A 17,237-nucleotide genomic window follows, 5' to 3' on the forward strand; every position below is an offset into this window, starting at 1 on the left:
GTGTTTATTTAAAAGGAAGTCTTGTAGGTCAGCGAAACCCAACCGCGGTCGGTACCACCTACATTGCCGTTGCCATTGACCATCTCGTCGCCATTGGCATTCAGGGTGTTCTTCTCCTGAGCTGAAGTATCTGCGTAGCGCAAAGTAAAGTCGTGTTTCTGACGATAGGTCATTTGCGCACCAACAGACCAGGCCAACGCGCCCTCGGATCCACCCCCCGCATTGGCAGCGTTGCCATACAACCCGTAGTTGAGGGTTAGCGGAACGGACAGGTCCCAAGAAGGCAGGATGGCCAGGTATTGCGGTGTATAGTTCACAGCTACGGCTGAATAGTTCCGGGTAGAACAACCGTCTTCCTTATCGCCAGAGCCTGGAATGCCCGGCGTGCGAAGATCGGTACAGGCGGCGTTACCTCGTCCTTTGTAAAACTCTTCGTTCTCGGTGACCTTATCCAGATGACTGAATACCAGTTCAGCTACCAGCACCGAGTTATCTGCGAGCCAGTTGCGAGGCACACCGTACACTGCGTTCAACACAGCATGGTAGGTATCACCGCGGGGGCCTTCGTTAGTTATGGGGCTGATACCGGTGGCGTTCAGTGCACCGTCCTGGCGGTAAGACAGTTCAGCGCCAATGGAAGCCGAGCCTACGTTGCCTGCATAGCTGATACCCATCAGTTTCACGTTTCGTGGGTAAACCAGACGGTATTGGCCGGCGGCCATATCAATCTGAGGAGACAACCATGCCTGATAGTCATCAAACTGACGGTAATAGGCTCCCACCGTTGCACCTAGGCTCTGAATATCATAGCGCGCCATGACACCCCAGTTGGCGTCATCGCGTCCGAATTTGGAATCACCCCGTCGCAAATCGAAACCGGGCGCCGCTGCCAAACGGTCTGGACCTTCAAAGAAAGGGTCAGCTGCGCCAAAATAGGTGCCGCCATACGGCATGCGAGTGTGATCCCACTCATAGAAATATTGTCCGGAAATGGACAGATTATTCGTTACCTGCGCCTTGGCAGACACCTGCCCGATCGGCAGAAAGACTTCTTTCGTTTCGATGCCTGGACTGGTAACGGCTTTCACAGCGTCCATCGGAGCCTGGGAATAGGAAATGGCATGCGCGCCAAACAGCAACCCTTCACCCCAGTAATTGGTGTGCTTGCCCACCTTGACGTTGACCGGCGTGTCTCCCAGATCAAAATTGCCCCACACAAACGCATCCAGAATCTCTCCGGAGGGGCCGTAGACATAACGCTCGACTTCAGAGCTGTAACGGTCGTTATCATAACTCGTCGAATAGCCTGGCACGTTGCCATCAACGGTACGATCGCTGTATGCATCGTCGTACCAGGCAGCGGCGCTGACCCGCGCACCGAAATGCCATTTGTAGGCAAGGTCGATTTCCGTCAGCAGATCGAGACGGTTGGTGACGATGTCGCCTTTGTCGAACTTCCCGTCTGACTCGTCGAAGTTCGGGTTGTTCATGATCGCGCTATCCTGGTCTTCCGCCCGGATACCCAGGTTGTAGCGAACGGTATTATCCCAGCGCAGCCGTATATCAGGATTGCCGACATCGATCTGCATGGCTGAAGCGCCGCCTGTAGCCGCTAGAACTGCAAGAGCCAGCGCACTGCAAGCCAAACCGTTGTGACCAAATCTGAGCTTAGTGTTCATCTGTATTCCTTGTTTTTATTTTCAGTGGCTAATGAAAATTATTCGCGTATCGCTGCAAGACCACAAGCATCTTCAACCGCAACACCAGTTGGTTAGCCTCCTGCGCTCCGTTCAGCGTCTGGCCATCCTAGCGGAACAAAACTCACAATTCCATATCAAGATTTTCATTCTACATTCAGATTTGAAAATAACAGCGAAATCGGAGCAGATGCAACAGCCATCAAATTCGCGGTAGAGCCGCTAAAACCGCGCGCTCGTCATTTTTTGACCGTAATCAATGACACAAATTAAACATAAATATGCCTTTTGTTCAATTTGTGTTTCTTTCTTTCGGCAGTTGTCGTTTTAATAGAAAGCAGGACCTCGGCTGAAATGCCCTAAAATGGCGCTTCCAGCCGCGGTTAGAGCGGGAAGAGCCCGACTTCCATCACTACGGAGAATGTATGAATATTGATTTAAGTGGTAAGCGAGTGATCATTACAGGCGCCTCCCGGGGCATTGGCCGAGCGATTGCCAGAGCGTTTGCGAGGGATGGTGCCAGAGTGGCTATCTGCGCGCGGGATCCGCAAGCCGTTGCGGAAACCGGCAAGGAGCTGGAGAGCAGCGCCGCAGCGGTCATCGCCCGCTCTGTCGACGTCACTGATACCGCGGCGGTCCAGGCTTTCGTTGCGGAGATCGCCGAAGCCTGGGGCGGTGTGGATGTGCTGGTCAATAATGCCGGCCAGGGTAAAGGCGGCAATCTGGACACCCTCACGCCCGAAGACATCCTCGCCCACGCCAATGTGTTGCAGATGGGTCACTTTCGCTTCGTTCAGGCTGTTGTGCCTTTCATGCGCAGGCAGCGCTGGGGCAGAATCATCGAAATCAATGCGCTGGCAGGCGTGGTGCCCACCCCAGAAGGCATTCCGTCGGTAATCAACCGAGCCTCCTGTGTAGCCCTTTCAAAATCGCTTGGCATGTCACTGCCCAAAGACAATATCCTGGTCAACTCCCTCAACATGGGTTGGATCGATACCGGTCAGTGGGATCGGCACTTCAAGGAAATGGGGCCAGGTGTAACTCGGGAGGAATTCGATGAAATGGTCATGAAAGTCGTCCCGCTGGGACGCTACGGCCGCCCGGAGGACGTGGCTGGTATGGCGCTGTTCCTTGCCAGTGATTACGCGAACTTCATCAGCGGTGCGTCTATTGATATTGCCGGCGGCATGGGCGGGCAGATTGCCTACTTCCCTACATTAAAGCGCGACTTCACCGAGTCGATCCGTCAGCGCAGAGAAAACGCCGCGCAGGACTGAACGATTTCTGATCGGACAATGCGTCGCCTGCCTGAGCAGCGCGACGGATCACGATCCGCAAGCATGAATAAGGAACTGCTGGAAAGCACTGGCAGCCTCGTTCAGGCTTGCGCCTTCACGCCACAGCAGGCCCAGCTCCATCGGTGGGACGGCGTCGGTAAGCGGGCGGATTTCAATCTTTTTGCCTTCCAGCGACCAGGCGCGATAAAGCATGTCTGACAGAATGGTCACCCCAAAACCGTGAGCCACCAGCCCGCGCAACGATTCCATGGAAGACGTGCGGAAAGCCACCTGCGGCTCAAGGTCCTGGCTATGCCAGTAACGCAGCGCCGACGTTTCGCCTTCGTCTACCGTGGGCATGATATAGGCATGTCCGGCGACATCCTTCAAGGTGATGGACGCCGACTGTAACAGGGGGTGGGCGGAAGCCAGCCACAATTGCCGCCGGGACCTGATCAACACGCTGTGCTCCAAGCCGCCGAGATCGCTGGCGTTAGATATTACCGTCAGACCCACGTCCAGCTCGCCCGAAGTGACGGCGGCCTCGATGCTACTCCGCTCCATATCAATCAGATCAATCTCGACATCCGGATAATTACGCTTGAACCGTGCCAGCAGATTAGGCAGGAAGTAGCCCAGCACTGTATAGGACGCTCCTACCCTTACCACACCGCTGATCGCATGGCTGAGAAAGAACGGCTCGCTAAGAGCATCCTGCAACGTATCAAGAATATGACTGGCATGCTGCAAGAACTTGTTGCCCTCCGCCGTGAGGCTGACGCCGTAGGGCATCCGTTCGAACAGTTTCACGCCCAGGCGCTCTTCCAGCTGCATGACCGCAGCAGTGATAGCCGACTGCGATACATGCACCTTGCTAGCCGCTTGGGAAAATTGGCCGGTCTCCGCAGCTGCAACGAAGTATCGCAACTGGCGCATCGAAACATCATGCTTTGTCATCTGTTTTTCCAATAACTGCGTCTGGTTTTTATAATTTTACGATACCAGCCGCTCTTCATATACTCCAGTCAATCCGTACTACCGTGCATTGCAGTAGCCATAAACAGAACAAGACAGGTAATGATCAGCCATGGGAACTTCCCTCTCGCTTGACGACAAGTATACGCAGATAAGCGGATATCAATTGATGACCGGAGTCCAGGCGCTGGTCCGGTTGCCGCTTATGCAACGCCAGCGTGATCTGGCTGCGGGGCTGAATACCGCTGGCTTTATCTCCGGCTATCGGGGCTCGCCCCTAGGTGGCTTCGATCAGCATCTATGGCGTGCTCGGGAATACCTGAAGGAGAGCCACACCCATTTCCAGCCAGGCGTTAACGAAGAACTGGCCGCCACCTCCATCTGGGGTACCCAGCAGGTCAACATCTTTGAAGGCGCCACCTATGATGGCGTATTCGGCATGTGGTACGGCAAAGGTCCAGGTGTTGACCGCTCCGGAGACGTTTTCCGCCATGCTAATGCTGCCGGCACCTCGAAGTTTGGTGGTGTGCTGGCCGTAGCCGGTGATGACCATGGCGCCCGCTCCTCTTCGCTGCCACATCAGACAGAACATATCTTCAAAGCCGTGATGATGCCGGTGCTGGCACCTTCCGGTGTACAGGAATACCTCGATTACGGCATTCACGGCTGGGCCATGTCTCGCTATTCCGGATGCTGGGTGGCGCTGAAAGCCGTCGCCGATACCGTTGAGAGCGCAGCGATTGTCGATATCGATCCGTTTCGCGTTGAGTCGATCATTCCCGACTTCCAGATTCCCGAAGGCGGTCTGAACATCCGCTGGCCCGATCCGCCGCTCGCCCAGGAACAGCGCCTGCTCGAACACAAGCTGTACGCCGCCCTGGCGTATGCCCGCGCCAACCGTATCGACCGCGTGGTCATGGACTCGCCCAACGCCCGAATCGGTATCATCACCGCAGGCAAATCTTACCTGGACGTCTGTCAGGCGCTGGAGATGCTCGGCATCGGTGCAGAGCAGGTCCAGCAGATGGGTCTGCGGGTTTACAAAGTGGGCATGGTCTGGCCGCTTGAAGCCGAAGGCGTACGCCATTTCGCCGAGGGTCTGGAAGAAATCATAGTGGTGGAAGAAAAACGCCACATGATCGAATACCAGATGAAGGAAGAGTTATATAACTGGCGCGAGGACGTGCGGCCACGCATCGTCGGCAAGTTCGACGACAAGGGCGAGTGGAGCATGCCCCACACTGACTGGCTGCTTCCGGCCATCAGTGAACTGACGCCGGCGCACATCGCTCGCGCCCTGGCCAAGCGGATTCTGCGCCTGCGCCCGGACGACAGATTGCAGAACCGTTTGGAGCAACTCGAAGCACAGCTCACCACCAAAAACGTAATGGGCGCGCTGATGGATCGGGTACCTCACTACTGTTCGGGCTGCCCACACAACATCTCCACCAAGGTGCCGGAAGGCAGCCGGGCGCTGGCGGGTATTGGCTGTCATTACATGGCCGCGTGGATCTATCCGCAAACCCAGACCTTCAGCCAGATGGGCGGTGAAGGCGTAGCCTGGATCGGCCAGGCGCCGTTTACCACCACCAAGCACGTATTCGCCAACCTGGGCGACGGTACCTACTTCCATTCCGGCATCCTGGCAATCCGCGCAGCGGTCGCTGCCAAGGCGCAGATCACCTACAAGATTCTGTACAACGATGCCGTAGCCATGACCGGCGGGCAACCGGTTGACGGCACCCTGACTGTGCCGCAGATCACCCAACAACTGGCTGCTGAGGGGGTCAAGCGTATTGCTGTGGTGACCGACGAGCCGGAAAAATACGAATCAGTGAAGAACCTGGCCGACGGCGTGCCAGTCCTGCACCGCGAAGAAATGGAAAAGCTGCAGAAGGAGCTGCGCGAGTTCGACGGCGTGTCCGCTATCGTTTACGACCAGACCTGCGCTGCCGAAAAACGCCGCCGCCGCAAGCGCGGCAAGTTCCCTGATCCGGCGCGCCGGGTAGTCATCAACCAGGCGGTTTGCGAAGGTTGCGGCGATTGCAGCAGCAAGTCCAACTGCATGTCGGTGGTGACCGTCGATACCGAATTCGGCCAGAAGCGCAGCATCGACCAGTCATCGTGCAACAAGGACTTCTCCTGCCTGTCCGGCTTTTGCCCGAGCTTCGTGACCGTGGAAGGCGGCGCATTGCGCAAGGCCAAGGCGCTGGGCAACACCGGTGCCGATGAATGGCATCTGCCAACGCCGGCCATGGCCTCACTGGATCAGCCCTACAGCATTCTGGTCACTGGCGTGGGCGGCACCGGCGTGGTGACCATCGGCGCCTTGCTCGGCATGGCTGCCTACATCGAAGGCAAAGGCGTGCTGAACCTAGATATGGCCGGCATGGCGCAGAAAGGCGGCGCCGTGTGGTCGCATATCCGCATCGCTGCCGAGCAATCGCAGCTGCATGCACCGCGCATTGCTGCAGGCGAAACCAGCCTGCTGCTGGGTTGCGATCTGGTGGTCAGCGCCAACAACGAGACCCTGGAAAAACTCCGCCACGGCTTGACCCATGCCGTGGTGAATTCGGACGAGAGCATCACCAGCGAGTTCGTGCGCACCTTTGCCCTGCAGGCCGAGAGCGGCGACCTCGAAGCGCACCCCGATCCCAAGTTCCGCACCCAGGCCATGTCGGCGCAGATTGCCGAAGCGGTTGGTGAAGGCCAGTCCAGTTTCCTGGATGCCAGTCGTATCGCCACAGTACTGATGGGCGACTCGATTGCCACCAACACCTTCATGCTCGGCTTCGCCTATCAGAAGGGCTGGTTGCCTGTCGCGCAAGAATCACTGGTCCAGGCCATCGAGCTGAACGGCACCGCTATCGAGTTCAACCTCAAGGCATTCGACTGGGGCCGCCGCGCCGCAGCGGATTTGCCACGCCTGCGCAGCCTGATCGACAGCAACAGCAGCAAAGCCGCAGCGCAACCGCTGTCGCAGAACCTGGATGAGGTCATTCAGCGCCGTATCGCCACTCTTACCGAGTATCAGAACGCCAAACTGGGTGACAAATACCTGGCGCGCGTGCAGCAGTTCCGCGAGGCTGAAACGCGAATCGCTGGCGAGCCGGGCAAGCTGACCGAGACCGTCGCACGTAATTACTTCAAGGTGCTGGCTACCAAGGACGAATACGAAGTGGCGCGGCTGTATACCAACGGCGATTTCATGAAAAAGATCGAAGCGCAGTTCGAGGGCAACTACAAGCTCAACTTCCACCTGGCTCCGCCCATCATGAACAACGCCAAGCCAGGCGAAGAACCAAAAAAACGCAGCTTCGGCCCGTGGATGATGCGCAGCTTCAAGTTGCTGGCACGTCTGAAGTTCCTGCGTAATTCGGTCATCGATCCCTTTGGCTATACCGCCGAGCGCAAGGTAGAACGCGAATGGCTGGCGACTTACGAAGGCATTCTTGACGAGGTGCTCGACAAGCTGACCGCAGAGAAACTGCAAACCGCCGTAGAGCTTACCAACCTGCCAGACATCGTTCGCGGCTACGGTCCGGTCAAGGAGCGTTTCCTGGATCAGGCCCGCATTCAGCACGCCCGGCTGCTATCGGCATGGCGCAATGAGCGCAAAGCGGAATTTCACGACGCCACCGCCAAGGATGCGCGCATCCAGGCCACGCAGCTATAAACATAAGAACAGGAGATTACATAGTATGAGCGCTATACCCGGACTGGACTTCTTCCTTGGTGAAGACATCGACATGCTGCGTGATTCGGTTGCCGGCTTTGCTGCCAAGGAAATCGCCCCGCGTGCCGCCGAAGCCGACCGCACCGACGAGTTTCCGATGGATCTGTGGCGCAAATTTGGCGACATGGGCCTGCTTGGTCTTACCGTGGCCGAAGAATACGGCGGCTCGGGTATGGGCTATCTGGCGCATATGATCGCCATGGAAGAAATTTCCCGCGCAGCGGGCGGTATCGGCTTGTCCTACGGAGCGCATTCGAACTTGTGCGTGAACCAGATTCACCGCAACGGCAGCGAAGCGCAGAAGCAGAAGTTCCTGCCCAAGCTGATCTCCGGCGAGCACATCGGCGCCCTGGCCATGAGTGAGCCGAATGCCGGCTCTGATGTGGTCTCCATGAAACTGCGCGCCGACAAGAAAGGCGACCGTTACGTGTTGAACGGCACCAAGATGTGGATCACCAACGGACCTGATTGCCACGTGTTGGTGGTCTACGCCAAGACCGATCTCACCGCCGGTGCCAAAGGCATGACTGCCTTTATCCTAGATACCAATACCCCTGGTTTCTCCGTTGCGCAGAAGCTCGACAAGCTCGGCATGCGCGGCTCGCACACCGGCGAGCTGGTATTCAACAACGTTGAGATCCCGGAAGAAAACATTCTCGGCGGCCTGGGTGAAGGCACCAAGGTGCTGATGAGCGGCCTGGACTATGAACGCGCGGTGCTGAGCGGTGGCCCGATGGGCCTGATGCAGGCGTCCATGGACATCGTCACGCCCTATATTCATGACCGCAAGCAGTTCGGTCAGAGCATCGGCGAGTTCCAGCTCATTCAGGGCAAGGTCGCTGACATGTACAGCACCCTCCAGGCGTGCCGCGCCTATCTCTACAGCGTCGGCAAATACCTCGACGCCATGGGCAGCGGGCATGTCCGCCAGGTGCGCAAGGATTGTGCGGGCGTGATCCTGTATACCGCCGAAAAAGCCACGTGGATGGCCGGTGAAGCAATCCAGATCCTCGGCGGCAATGGCTATATTAATGACTACCCCACCGGCCGCATCTGGCGTGACGCAAAACTGTACGAGATTGGCGCAGGCACCAGCGAAATTCGGCGCATGCTGATCGGGCGAGAACTGTTCAACGAGACCCGGTGAAGCCCCTCATAAAAAGCGCCCTTATAAAAAGAGATAACCCATGAGCATTCTCAACAGTCAAATCAACCGCAACGCGCCAGAATATGCGGTTAACTGCTCGGCCATGCAGACACTGGTGACGGACCTGCGCGAGTTGCTGGCGCGCGTTGCCGAAGGCGGCGGCGCCAAGGCCCAGGAGCGCCACCTCTCGCGCGGCAAACTGTTGCCCCGCCAGCGCATCGATGCCCTGCTCGACCCAGGTTCGCCGTTTCTGGAAATCGGCCAACTGACCGCCCATGAGGTCTACGGCGAAGACGTGCCCGCCGCCGGTCTGATCGCCGGTCTAGGGCGTGTGGAAGGTGTCGAATGCATGATCGTGGCCAACGACGCAACGGTCAAAGGCGGCTCCTATTATCCGCTGACAGTTAAGAAGCACCTGCGCGCGCAGACCATTGCCCTGCAGAACCGCCTGCCGTGCATCTATCTGGTGGATTCCGGCGGCGCCAACCTGCCACGCCAGGATGAGGTCTTTCCCGACCGCGAGCACTTCGGCCGCATCTTCTTCAACCAGGCCAACATGAGCGCCCAGGGCATTCCGCAGATTGCCGTGGTCATGGGCTCCTGTACCGCTGGCGGCGCGTATGTGCCAGCGATGGCAGACGAAGCCATCATGGTGCGCAACCAGGCAACCATTTTTCTTGCCGGCCCACCGCTGGTCAAGGCCGCCACCGGTGAAGTGGTCAGCGCCGAGGATCTGGGCGGCGCCGATGTGCACTGCAAGACCTCAGGCGTGGCCGATCACTATGCCGAGAACGACGAACACGCCCTGGCCCTGGCCCGGCGCTGCATCGCCAATCTGAACTGGCGCAAGCAGGGTGAGCTGAACTGCCGCGCACCAATCAACCCGCGCTACGCCAGCGACGAGCTATACGGCATCATCCCGGCCGATGCCAAGCAACCCTTTGATGTGCGCGAAGTGATTGCCCGCCTAGTCGACGACAGCCAGTTCGATGAATTCAAGGCGCTGTATGGCACCACGCTGGTATGCGGCTTTGCCCATCTGCATGGGCATCCGGTAGCGATCCTGGCGAACAACGGCATCCTCTTCGCCGAGTCCGCGCAGAAAGGCGCCCACTTTATCGAACTGGCCTGCCAGCGCGGCATTCCGCTGCTGTTCCTGCAAAACATCACCGGCTTTATGGTCGGTCAGAAATACGAGGCCGGTGGTATCGCCAAGCACGGCGCCAAACTGGTTACCGCTGTGGCCTGCGCCCAGGTGCCAAAATTCACCGTGATCATCGGTGGCAGCTTCGGTGCCGGCAACTACGGCATGTGTGGCCGCGCCTACGATCCCCGTTTCCTGTGGATGTGGCCCAATGCGCGCATTTCGGTGATGGGCGGCGAACAGGCAGCAGGCGTGCTGGTGCAGGTCAAGCATGAGCAGGCTGAACGCGCCGGCGAGACCTTCAGCGCCGAGCAGGAACAGACGCTGCGCAAACCGATTCTTGAGCAGTACGAGCGGCAGGGTCATCCCTACTATTCCAGCGCGCGGTTATGGGACGACGGGGTAATTGACCCGGCGCAGACCCGCGACGTGCTCGGTCTGGCGATATCGGCCGCGCTAAATGCGCCTATTGCACCGACCCGCTTTGGGGTGTTCAGGATGTGATTGCTTTCAGCTGCCGCTTCACCCAGGCGGCTGATTGCCACAACACGGATTGAGAAAGCCATGACCAGCTTCAAGACAATCGAACTCGAATACAGCGACAACGGCGTAGCAACCCTGTGGCTGAACCGGCCCGAACGCAACAACGCGTTCAATGCCGAGATGATCCGTGAGCTGCTGGCAGCCATGGATGAGGTTCAGGCCGCCAAAGGGCTGCGGTTTCTCCTGCTGCGCGGGCGCGGCAAGCACTTTTCTGCCGGAGCCGATCTGGCCTGGATGCAGGAGTGCGCCAAGCTCGATTATCAGGCCAACCTGAGTGATGCCCGAGAACTTGGGCAACTGATGGCCAGTCTGGCGCAGCTCAGCCTGCCGACTCTGGCCGTGGTACACGGGGCAGCCTTTGGTGGTGCGCTGGGTTTGATCAGTTGCTGCGATATCGCTATTGGCACCAACGACAGCCTGTATAGCCTGTCCGAGGTGCGTATCGGCTTGCTTCCCGCAGTCATCAGCCCCTATGTAGTGCAAGCCATCGGGCAACGGGCGGCGCGCCGCTACGCCCTGACCGCCGAGCGTTTCAGCGGTGAACGGGCGCGGGAACTGGGATTGCTCGTCGAATGCTATCCGGCCGAGAAGCTGGACGTGGCGCTACAGGAGTGGGTCGATAACCTGCTGCTGAACAGCCCCCAGGCCATGAATGCGACCAAGGCGCTTATGCAGACCGTCAAGCACGGTGAACTGACCGGGGAAGTACGCAGTTATACCGAAGCGGCCATTGCCGGCATCCGGGTCAGCGCGGAAGGTCAGGAAGGCCTGAGCGCCTTTCTGGAAAAGCGCAAACCGGCATGGCAGCCAGACTGAGAGCTACCCGGTAAAGATAGTGAAAACCGAACAACATAAAACTTCGCCATGATGTGGGACGAACAAAAATGATCAATACCCTGCTTATCGCCAACCGCGGCGAAATTGCCTGCCGGGTCATGCGCACCGCCAGCGAGATGGGCATTACCACTGTCGCCGTACACAGTGACGTTGACCGTCAGGCACAGCACGTCCTGCAAGCCGATATAGCCATCGGCCTTGGTGGCGCGAAACCAGCGGACAGCTATCTGCTGGTCGACAAGATTCTCGCCGCCGCCCACGCCAGCGGTGCCCAGGCGATTCATCCCGGCTACGGTTTTCTGTCCGAGAATGCCGGTTTTGCCCGTGCCTGCGAAGAGCAGGGCCTGATCTTCGTCGGGCCACCCGCCTCGGCCATCGATGCCATGGGCAGCAAATCAGCGGCCAAGGCGTTGATGGAAAAGGCCGGCGTGCCGCTGGTGCCCGGCTACCATGGCGACGAACAGGACCTGCAGACCTTCGTAACGGCTGCCGAGCGCATCGGCTACCCGGTGTTGCTCAAGGCAACCGCCGGTGGCGGCGGCAAAGGCATGAAGGTGGTCGAGCGCGAAGCGGATATGGCTGAAGCACTGGCGTCGGCGCAACGGGAGGCCCAGTCCTCCTTTGGCGATGCGCGCATGCTGGTGGAAAAATACGTGTTGCAGCCCCGACACGTGGAAATTCAGGTGTTTGCCGACCAGCACGGCAATGGTGTGTACCTGAACGAACGCGATTGTTCGATCCAGCGCCGTCACCAGAAGGTGGTTGAGGAAGCCCCTGCACCAGGGCTTTCGCCCGAGCTGCGCAAGGCCATGGGCGATGCCGCGGTGACGGCCGCCCAGGCTATCGGCTACGTCGGTGCCGGCACGGTGGAGTTTCTGCTGGACGCGCGCGGCGAATTCTTTTTTATGGAAATGAACACCCGCCTGCAGGTCGAGCATCCGGTCACCGAAGCCATCACCGGGCAGGATCTGGTTGCGTGGCAGCTGCGTGTGGCCCAGGGCGAAAAGCTCCCGCTGACCCAGGAGCAGGTCCCGCTGATGGGGCACGCCATTGAAGTGCGCCTGTACGCTGAAGATACCGACAACGACTTTCTCCCGGCCAGTGGCACTTTGCAGCTGTATCGCGAGCCGCCCGCCGGCGAGGGCCGCCGCGTGGACAGCGGCGTTACCGAAGGCGACGTGGTCTCGCCTTTCTATGATCCAATGATCGCCAAACTGATTGCCTGGGGCGAGACGCGGGAAGAAGCACGCCTGTCCCTGCTGGCCATGCTGCGCGAGACCGTGGTGGCTGGCGTGCAGACCAACCTGAAATTCCTGACCCGTATTCTGGCCCACCCCGCCTTCGCTCGGGCCGAACTGGACACCGGGTTTATCCCGCGTCATGCAGAACAATTGCTGCCCGCGCCTGAAGCACTCGACGACCGGTTCTGGCGCACCGCAGCGAAGGCCTGGTTGCTGGCGATGCCAGCCAACTCCTCCTCGGTGGCAGGCGACCCCTGGACTGGCCTGACCAGCTGGCGCGCCGGACTGCCCGCGCAGAGCCGCCTGCACCTGCGTTGCGGCGAACTGGACCAGCCGTTTGCCACCGTAGATATAACCGGTTGCTCGTATTGCCCGATCACCCAGACGCTGTTGATCACCGAGGAGCAGCAAACCCGCCGCCACCGTGTGCTGATCAGCGATGGCGCCCTGTATCTGCACTGGCTCAACAGCTGGCAGCGGATCGATCGATTTGACCCGATTGCTGAAGTGGACCATTCCCACCAGCACGCCGGTGGTTTGCAGGCGCCGATGAATGGCAGCGTGGTGCGCGTCATGGTCGAGCCAGGCCAACAGGTCGAGGCTGGCGCCGTACTGCTGGTGCTCGAAGCGATGAAGATGGAACATAGCATTCGCGCAGCCGAAACCGGCACGGTGAAAGCAATCTTCTGCGCCGAAGGCGAGCTGATCGCCGAGGGCACCCTGCTGGTGGAAATGGAGGAAGCGCAATGAGCCTGCCCGCCTCGGTCAAACTGGTCGAAGTAGGCGCGCGTGACGGCCTGCAGAATGAAGCCCAGCCGGTCAGCAACACTGACAAGATCCGTCTGATCGACGACCTGAGCAACGCCGGGGTGAGCTATATCGAAGTGGGCAGTTTCGTCTCGCCCAAGTGGGTCCCGCAGATGGCCGGCTCACAGGACGTATTTGCCGGAATTCAGCGGCGCTCGGGCACAACTTACGCGGCGCTCACGCCGAACCTGAAAGGTTTTGAATTGGCTCTACAAGCCGGCGCTGAAGAAGTGGCGGTGTTTGCCGCGGCCTCCGAGGGGTTTTCACAGCGCAATATCAACTGCTCGATCAGCGAAAGCATACAGCGTTTCGAACCCGTCATCAGCGCGGCAGCCGAAGCCGGCGTGCGGGTACGCGGCTATGTATCCTGCGTGCTGGGCTGCCCCTATGACGGCGAGATCGCCGCCAGCCAGGTGGCCGACGTAGCCCGCGAACTGCACGCCATGGGCTGCTACGAAATCTCCTTGGGCGATACCATTGGCACCGGAACGCCCGGCGCCACGCGCAACCTGTTTGAAACCGTTGCGCAGCATATTCCCCGTGATCAACTGGCCGGCCATTTTCACGATACCTACGGGCAGGCGCTGGCCAATATTTACGCGGGACTGTTGGAAGGCATCCAGGTATTCGACAGTTCGGTTGCCGGCCTTGGCGGGTGCCCCTACGCCAAGGGCGCCACCGGCAATGTCGCCACCGAAGACGTTCTCTACATGCTCAATGGCCTGGGTATCCACACTGGAATAGACCTGGACGCGCTGATTCAGGCCGGGAACCGCATTAGCAGGTTGTTGAACCGGCCGTCCGGCTCGCGTGTTGCCAAAGCCAAAAGCAGTCAGCTCGATCAATGACGAAACACTTTAACGGGAAGAGGAGCATCTATAACAATGAACAAAATCTATCCTAACGCCCGGGAGGCTCTCGCCGGGCTTGTCGACGACGGCATGACACTGGCGGTCGGCGGGTTCGGGTTGTGCGGTATTCCCGAAGCGTTGATCGAAGCCCTGCGCGATACGCAGAAGAAGGATCTTACCGTTATCAGCAATAACGCTGGTGTTGACGGTTTCGGGCTTGGGCTGCTGCTTGAATCCCGCCAGATTCGCAAGATGGTCTCGTCCTATGTGGGCGAGAACAAAGAGTTCGAGCGCCAGTACCTTTCAGGCGAGTTGGAACTCGAATTTACTCCCCAAGGCACACTTGCAGAAAAGCTTCGGGCTGGCGGTGCTGGTATTCCGGCTTTTTATACCAAAACCGGCTACGGCACGCTGATCGCCGAGGGCAAGGAATCCCGCCAGTTCAACGGCGAGTGGTACGTCATGGAAACCTCCCTGACGGCCGATGTGGCGCTGGTCAAAGCCTGGAAGGCTGATAAATCCGGCAATCTGGTTTTCAACAAGACCGCGCGCAACTTCAATCCCCTGGCCGCTACGGCCGGCAAGATCTGCATTGTCGAGGTCGAGGAAATCGTCGAAACCGGCGCGCTCGATCCCGATCAGGTTCACCTGCCGGGAATCTATGTGCAGCGGATTGTGCTCAATGCCAATCCGGAAAAACGTATCGAAAAACGTACCACACGGAGCGCTTGATCATGGCTTGGACACGCGAACAAATGGCGCAACGAGCTGCTCAGGAACTGGCTGACGGCTTCTACGTAAACCTTGGCATCGGGCTACCAACATTGGTAGCCAACTATATCCCCGAGGGAATGGATGTATGGCTGCAGAGCGAAAACGGTCTGCTCGGCATTGGCCCCTTCCCGGAGGAAGACAAGGTCGATCCGGATCTGATAAACGCAGGGAAGCAGACTGTTACCAGCCTGCCCGGCAGCAGCTTCTTCGACAACGCAGACTCCTTCGCAATGATCCGTGGCGGACATATCAACCTGGCGATTTTGGGTGCGATGCAGGTGTCGGAGAAGGGTGATCTGGCCAACTGGATGATCCCTGGCAAGATGGTCAAGGGTATGGGCGGCGCGATGGATTTGGTCGCCGGCGTCAAGCGCGTCGTGGTGCTGATGGAGCACAACGCCAAGGACGGCAGCCCGAAGATTCTCAAGCAGTGCGAACTGCCGCTCACAGGCCTGGGTGTGGTCACCCGGATCATCACCGACCTCGCCGTGCTGGACATTACCGACGCCGGCCTGGAGCTACTCGAACTGGCACCCGGTATCACCGTCCAGGCATTGCAGGAAGCCACCGGCTGCCCGGTATTGACCGAGCAATATCAAAGCAAGTACTAGGCCGCCCTACCAGGTAAGGCTTTACTGGTTTCCGGAGTAGCTGACCAAGCTGCCCTGGGAGTGCTGCCCGTTGAAGGTTTTACGTGGCTTTCCATTGCGGGTAGCCACGTTTTTTTTGGAGAAAAGATCATGCAAGACGTCGTCATTGTCGCAGCAACGCGTACCGCCATCGGGAGTTTTCAAGGCGCGCTGGCCAACGTGCCTGCCGTTGAACTGGGCGCCACCGTTATCCGCTCGTTAATAAGCAGCACCGGCCTGGATGCCAGCCAGGTGGATGAAGTCATCCTCGGCCAGGTGCTGTCTGCCGGCTGCGGCCAGAACCCGGCCCGGCAATCGGCGATCAATGCCGGCCTGCCGTTCAGCACCCCGGCGCTGACGCTGAACAAGCTGTGCGGCTCCGGCCTCAAGGCCGTGCACATGGCGATCCAGGCGATCCGCTGTGGCGACGCCGAGATCATCATTGCCGGCGGTATGGAAAGCATGAGCCTGGCGCCCTACGTGCTGCCCAAGGCGCGCACCGGCCTGCGCATGGGCCATGCCCAGCTCGAAGACAGCCTGCTGAAAGACGGCTTGACCGACGCCTTCAACGATTACCACATGGGCATCACCGCCGAGAACCTGGCAAGCCAGTATCAGGTCAGCCGTGAGGATCAGGACGCCTACGCCCTGCTCTCTCAGCAGCGCGCCAATGCGGCAATCAGTGCCGGACGCTTTCAGGATGAAATCACCCCGGTGATGATTCCCCAGCGCAAGGGCAATCCCGTTGCCTTCGATACCGACGAGCAACCCAGAGCCGACACCTCTGAAGACAGCTTGGCGGGTCTGCGTCCGGCATTTAAAAAAGACGGCAGCGTCACCGCCGGCAACGCCTCGACCCTGAATGACGGCGCAGCGGCAGTCATGCTCATGACGGCGGACAAGGCGAAGACGCTGAATCTGCCGGTGCTGGCTCGTATCAAGGGCTATGCCAGCGCAGCGGTCGATCCGGCGATCATGGGTATCGGACCGGTGCCCGCCAGCAAGAAATGCCTCAGTAAAGCCGGCTGGTCTATCGCGGAACTGGACCTGATCGAAGCCAACGAGGCCTTCGCCGCCCAGTGCCTGTCGGTCGGCAAGGAACTGGAATGGGACGTGTCGAAGGTCAACGTCAACGGTGGCGCTATCGCCCTGGGGCATCCCATTGGTGCATCCGGCTGCCGTGTGTTGGTAACCCTGCTCTATGAAATGGCGCGGCGTGATGCCAAGAAAGGATTGGCGACGCTGTGTATCGGTGGTGGACAAGGTGTTGCGCTGGCAGTCGAGCGCGATTGATCGGAGCGGGTGCTGAGGTTGAGTCGACCAAAGCGCCCATTTCCCCTGTATTGCCGAGCCTGTGACTTGCCTCTTTTAGCGATTCTGACCTTTCTACTCCAGGCTCCGAAATGCCCATGGAGACCAGATCAGAACGCCATAACTCACGCAAGCAACCACACTGGCATTCTTTTGACAGAATGCGAATCTTATTACAGAATACCAGTCTACCTCAGCGCAACGATACATCCTCAAACCGGGCCACTAGCCCAGTCGACTCGCGAACACCGCAGCATCGACAAAGGAG

12 protein-coding genes are annotated in these 17,237 nt (G+C 59.0%); 10 read left to right on the forward strand and 2 right to left on the reverse strand.

All coding sequences use genetic code 11. The features are described 5' to 3' along the window. Positions 1 to 8: 8 nt before the first annotated feature. Complete coding sequence (locus BLU11_RS15460; protein ID WP_090274904.1) at positions 9 to 1,679, reverse strand: DUF1302 domain-containing protein; 1,671 nt, start codon at positions 1,677 to 1,679, stop codon at positions 9 to 11. Positions 1,680 to 2,122: 443 nt separating this feature from the next. Between BLU11_RS15460 and BLU11_RS15465 the strand changes: the two genes are divergently transcribed. After that, positions 2,123 to 2,974, forward strand: coding sequence for an SDR family oxidoreductase (locus BLU11_RS15465; protein ID WP_090274906.1), 852 nt, complete (start codon positions 2,123 to 2,125; stop codon positions 2,972 to 2,974). Positions 2,975 to 3,022: 48 nt separating this feature from the next. Here the strand turns inward: BLU11_RS15465 and BLU11_RS15470 are convergent, their stop codons facing one another. Beyond that, the gene (locus BLU11_RS15470) at positions 3,023 to 3,931 is read right to left on the reverse strand and encodes a LysR family transcriptional regulator (RefSeq protein WP_090274910.1); all 909 of its coding nucleotides are present in this window, start codon (positions 3,929 to 3,931) and stop codon (positions 3,023 to 3,025) included. A gap of 130 nt (positions 3,932 to 4,061) precedes the next feature. Between BLU11_RS15470 and BLU11_RS15475 the strand changes: the two genes are divergently transcribed. The 9 genes from BLU11_RS15475 (at position 4,062) to BLU11_RS15515 (ending at position 16,951) form a co-directional block, all read left to right on the forward strand. Next, on the forward strand, positions 4,062 to 7,625 hold the full coding sequence (locus tag BLU11_RS15475) for an indolepyruvate ferredoxin oxidoreductase family protein (RefSeq protein WP_090274912.1): 3,564 nt from the start codon (positions 4,062 to 4,064) through the stop codon (positions 7,623 to 7,625). A 25-nt stretch (positions 7,626 to 7,650) separates the two neighbouring features. Beyond that, complete coding sequence (locus tag BLU11_RS15480; RefSeq protein ID WP_090274914.1) at positions 7,651 to 8,832, forward strand: isovaleryl-CoA dehydrogenase; 1,182 nt, start codon at positions 7,651 to 7,653, stop codon at positions 8,830 to 8,832. A 40-nt stretch (positions 8,833 to 8,872) separates the two neighbouring features. Next, the gene (locus BLU11_RS15485; protein ID WP_090274917.1) at positions 8,873 to 10,480 is read left to right on the forward strand and encodes a carboxyl transferase domain-containing protein; all 1,608 of its coding nucleotides are present in this window, start codon (positions 8,873 to 8,875) and stop codon (positions 10,478 to 10,480) included. Positions 10,481 to 10,540: 60 nt separating this feature from the next. Then, positions 10,541 to 11,335 (forward strand): gamma-carboxygeranoyl-CoA hydratase, encoded by a 795-nt coding sequence (locus BLU11_RS15490; protein ID WP_090274918.1) that lies wholly within the window; start codon positions 10,541 to 10,543, stop codon positions 11,333 to 11,335. A 68-nt stretch (positions 11,336 to 11,403) separates the two neighbouring features. Then, positions 11,404 to 13,347 (forward strand): acetyl/propionyl/methylcrotonyl-CoA carboxylase subunit alpha, encoded by a 1,944-nt coding sequence (locus BLU11_RS15495; RefSeq protein WP_090274920.1) that lies wholly within the window; start codon positions 11,404 to 11,406, stop codon positions 13,345 to 13,347. Then, complete coding sequence (locus tag BLU11_RS15500; RefSeq protein WP_090274922.1) at positions 13,344 to 14,252, forward strand: hydroxymethylglutaryl-CoA lyase; 909 nt, start codon at positions 13,344 to 13,346, stop codon at positions 14,250 to 14,252. Before BLU11_RS15495 ends, BLU11_RS15500 begins: the two co-directional genes overlap by 4 nt. Before the next feature lie 36 nt (positions 14,253 to 14,288). Beyond that, the gene (locus BLU11_RS15505) at positions 14,289 to 14,987 is read left to right on the forward strand and encodes a CoA transferase subunit A (RefSeq protein WP_090274924.1); all 699 of its coding nucleotides are present in this window, start codon (positions 14,289 to 14,291) and stop codon (positions 14,985 to 14,987) included. A gap of 2 nt (positions 14,988 to 14,989) precedes the next feature. Next, positions 14,990 to 15,640 carry a CoA transferase subunit B gene (locus BLU11_RS15510; RefSeq protein ID WP_074779720.1) on the forward strand — a complete coding sequence of 217 codons (651 nt, stop codon included), beginning with the start codon at positions 14,990 to 14,992 and terminating at the stop codon, positions 15,638 to 15,640. 129 nt (positions 15,641 to 15,769) lie between these two features. Then, a complete protein-coding gene (locus BLU11_RS15515; RefSeq protein ID WP_090274926.1) occupies positions 15,770 to 16,951 on the forward strand; it encodes an acetyl-CoA C-acetyltransferase in 1,182 nt (393 codons plus the stop codon). Positions 16,952 to 17,237: the final 286 nt, after the last annotated feature.

This window comes from Halopseudomonas litoralis (assembly GCF_900105005.1).
Lineage (GTDB): Bacteria > Pseudomonadota > Gammaproteobacteria > Pseudomonadales > Pseudomonadaceae > Halopseudomonas > Halopseudomonas litoralis.

Bases quoted from the DNA above. Each gene is read 5' to 3' on its own strand.
- BLU11_RS15460 (WP_090274904.1), bottom strand. From the start codon at position 1,679: ATGAACACTAAGCTCAGATTTGGTCACAACGGTTTGGCTTGCAGTGCG.
- BLU11_RS15465 (WP_090274906.1), top strand. From the start codon at position 2,123: ATGAATATTGATTTAAGTGGTAAGCGAGTGATCATTACAGGCGCCTCC.
- BLU11_RS15470 (WP_090274910.1), bottom strand. From the start codon at position 3,931: ATGACAAAGCATGATGTTTCGATGCGCCAGTTGCGATACTTCGTTGCA.
- BLU11_RS15475 (WP_090274912.1), top strand. From the start codon at position 4,062: ATGGGAACTTCCCTCTCGCTTGACGACAAGTATACGCAGATAAGCGGA.
- BLU11_RS15480 (WP_090274914.1), top strand. From the start codon at position 7,651: ATGAGCGCTATACCCGGACTGGACTTCTTCCTTGGTGAAGACATCGAC.
- BLU11_RS15485 (WP_090274917.1), top strand. From the start codon at position 8,873: ATGAGCATTCTCAACAGTCAAATCAACCGCAACGCGCCAGAATATGCG.
- BLU11_RS15490 (WP_090274918.1), top strand. From the start codon at position 10,541: ATGACCAGCTTCAAGACAATCGAACTCGAATACAGCGACAACGGCGTA.
- BLU11_RS15495 (WP_090274920.1), top strand. From the start codon at position 11,404: ATGATCAATACCCTGCTTATCGCCAACCGCGGCGAAATTGCCTGCCGG.
- BLU11_RS15500 (WP_090274922.1), top strand. From the start codon at position 13,344: ATGAGCCTGCCCGCCTCGGTCAAACTGGTCGAAGTAGGCGCGCGTGAC.
- BLU11_RS15505 (WP_090274924.1), top strand. From the start codon at position 14,289: ATGAACAAAATCTATCCTAACGCCCGGGAGGCTCTCGCCGGGCTTGTC.
- BLU11_RS15510 (WP_074779720.1), top strand. From the start codon at position 14,990: ATGGCTTGGACACGCGAACAAATGGCGCAACGAGCTGCTCAGGAACTG.
- BLU11_RS15515 (WP_090274926.1), top strand. From the start codon at position 15,770: ATGCAAGACGTCGTCATTGTCGCAGCAACGCGTACCGCCATCGGGAGT.